Raw genomic sequence first — 2,158 nt, forward strand, 5'->3', positions numbered from 1 at the left:
GCTGCATGTCGAGCAGCAGGCCGATGCGCGAAGGCAGCGACTTCAGGAACCAGATGTGCGCGACCGGTGCGGCCAGCTCGATGTGGCCCATGCGCTCGCGGCGCACCTTGGTCACGGTGACTTCGACGCCGCACTTTTCGCAGACGACGCCCTTGTACTTCATGCGCTTGTACTTGCCGCAAAGGCATTCGTAGTCCTTCACGGGACCGAAGATGCGGGCGCAGAAGAGGCCGTCACGCTCAGGCTTGAACGTACGGTAGTTGATGGTTTCCGGCTTTTTGATCTCGCCGAAGGACCAGGAGCGGATGCGCTCGGGCGAGGCCAGACCGATCTGGATCTGATCGAAGGTCTCGGGCTTCGCCATCTGGTTGGTGAACTTGGTCAGGTCGTTCATGTTTCAGTCCCTCTGGGGGTGAATTCTCAAGGCGGGCGGAAGGGAAGGCGGAGCCGCGCGGGCCCCGCCCGATCCCGTTATTCCGCCGCCAGGGCCACGCCGTCGTCGTCCTCGTTGTCGTCGTGGCTTGTCAGCTCGACGTTGAGGCCCAGCGAGCGCATTTCCTTGACGAGCACGTTGAAGCTCTCGGGGATGCCGGCCTCGAAGGTGTCGTCGCCCTTGACGATCGCTTCGTAGACCTTGGTGCGGCCGACAACGTCGTCCGATTTCACCGTCAGCATTTCCTGGAGCGTGTACGCCGCGCCGTAGGCCTGGAGAGCCCAGACCTCCATTTCACCGAAGCGCTGGCCGCCGAACTGCGCCTTACCGCCCAGCGGCTGCTGGGTGACGAGCGAGTAGGGGCCGATCGAACGCGCGTGGATCTTGTCGTCGACGAGGTGGTGCAGCTTGAGCACGTACTTCATGCCCACCGTCACCTTGCGGTCGAAGCGATCGCCCGTGCGGCCGTCGTACAGGTCCACCTGGCCCGACTCGTCGAGACCGGCGAGGCGGAGCATGTCGGTGACGTCCTTTTCGATCGCGCCGTCGAACACCGGCGAACCCATCGGCACGCCCTTGCGGACGGACTGGGCGAATTCGACGATCTGCTCGTTGCTGCGCGCTTCGATCTCGGCGGTGTAGTTGGAGCCGTAGACTTCCTTGAGCAGCTCGCGAACCGCTTCGGGCGGCTGACCGGCTTCCGGGTTCGGATTGGCTGCACGCCAATCGTCCAGAGCCGCGCCGATACGCGCGCCCAGGCCGCGAGCGGCCCAGCCGAGGTGCGTTTCGAAGATCTGGCCGACGTTCATGCGCGAAGGCACGCCCAACGGGTTCAGCACGAAGTCGACCGGGGTACCGTCCTCGAGGAAGGGCATGTCTTCCAGCGGCAGGATGCGGCTGATGATGCCCTTGTTGCCGTGACGGCCGGCCATCTTGTCGCCCGGCTGAAGCTTGCGCTTCACGGCAACGAAGACCTTGACCATCTTGAGCACGCCGGGCGCGAGTTCGTCACCGCGTTCCAGCTTCTCCTTGCGGTCCTCGAACTTCTCCTGGATCGCCTTCACGGTGAGGTCGTACTGGGTCTTCACCGCTTCGAGCTGCGACTGCATGTGGTCGTCGGCAACCGCGAACTTCCACCACTCGTGACGCTCGACTTCGTCCAGCAGCTCTTCGGTGATGTCCACGCCCTTCTTGAGGCCCTTGGGCGCCGAAGCGGCGACCTGGCCGAGGAGCATGTCCTTCAGACGGTTGTAAGTGGCGCGGTTGAGGATGGCGCGTTCGTCCTCGCGGTCCTTGGCGAGGCGTTCGATTTCCTCGTTCTGGATCGCGCGGGTACGGTCGTCGACCTCGATACCGTGACGGTTGAAGACGCGCACGTCCACGATCGTGCCCGAAACGCCCGGCGGCAGACGCAGCGAGGTATCGCGGACGTCCGAAGCCTTTTCGCCGAAGATGGCGCGCAGAAGCTTTTCTTCCGGCGTCATCGGGCTTTCGCCCTTCGGCGTGATCTTGCCGACCAGGATGTCTCCGGGGTGCACTTCGGCGCCGATGTAGACGATGCCCGCTTCGTCGAGGTTGCGCAGGGCTTCCTCGCCGACGTTCGGGATGTCGCGGGTGATGTCTTCCGGACCCAGCTTGGTGTCGCGGGCCATCACTTCGAACTCGTCGATGTGGATCGAGGTGAAGACGTCATCCTTCACGATCCGCTCGGAGATCAGGATGGAG

The 2,158-nt window shown here is 63.9% G+C and carries 1 protein-coding gene and 1 pseudogene; both read right to left on the reverse strand.

What is annotated here, in order from left to right:
- On the reverse strand, positions 1–394 hold a 394-nt coding region (locus RT424_RS10665; RefSeq protein WP_313437506.1), incomplete at its 3' end, for a hypothetical protein.
- Positions 395–471: 77 nt separating this feature from the next.
- A pseudogene (locus RT424_RS10670) lies at positions 472–2,158 on the reverse strand (DNA-directed RNA polymerase subunit beta); the annotation flags it as partial.

The sequence above is a fragment of the Novosphingobium sp. genome, from assembly GCF_032093395.1.
Taxonomy (GTDB): Bacteria; Pseudomonadota; Alphaproteobacteria; order Sphingomonadales; family Sphingomonadaceae; genus Novosphingobium.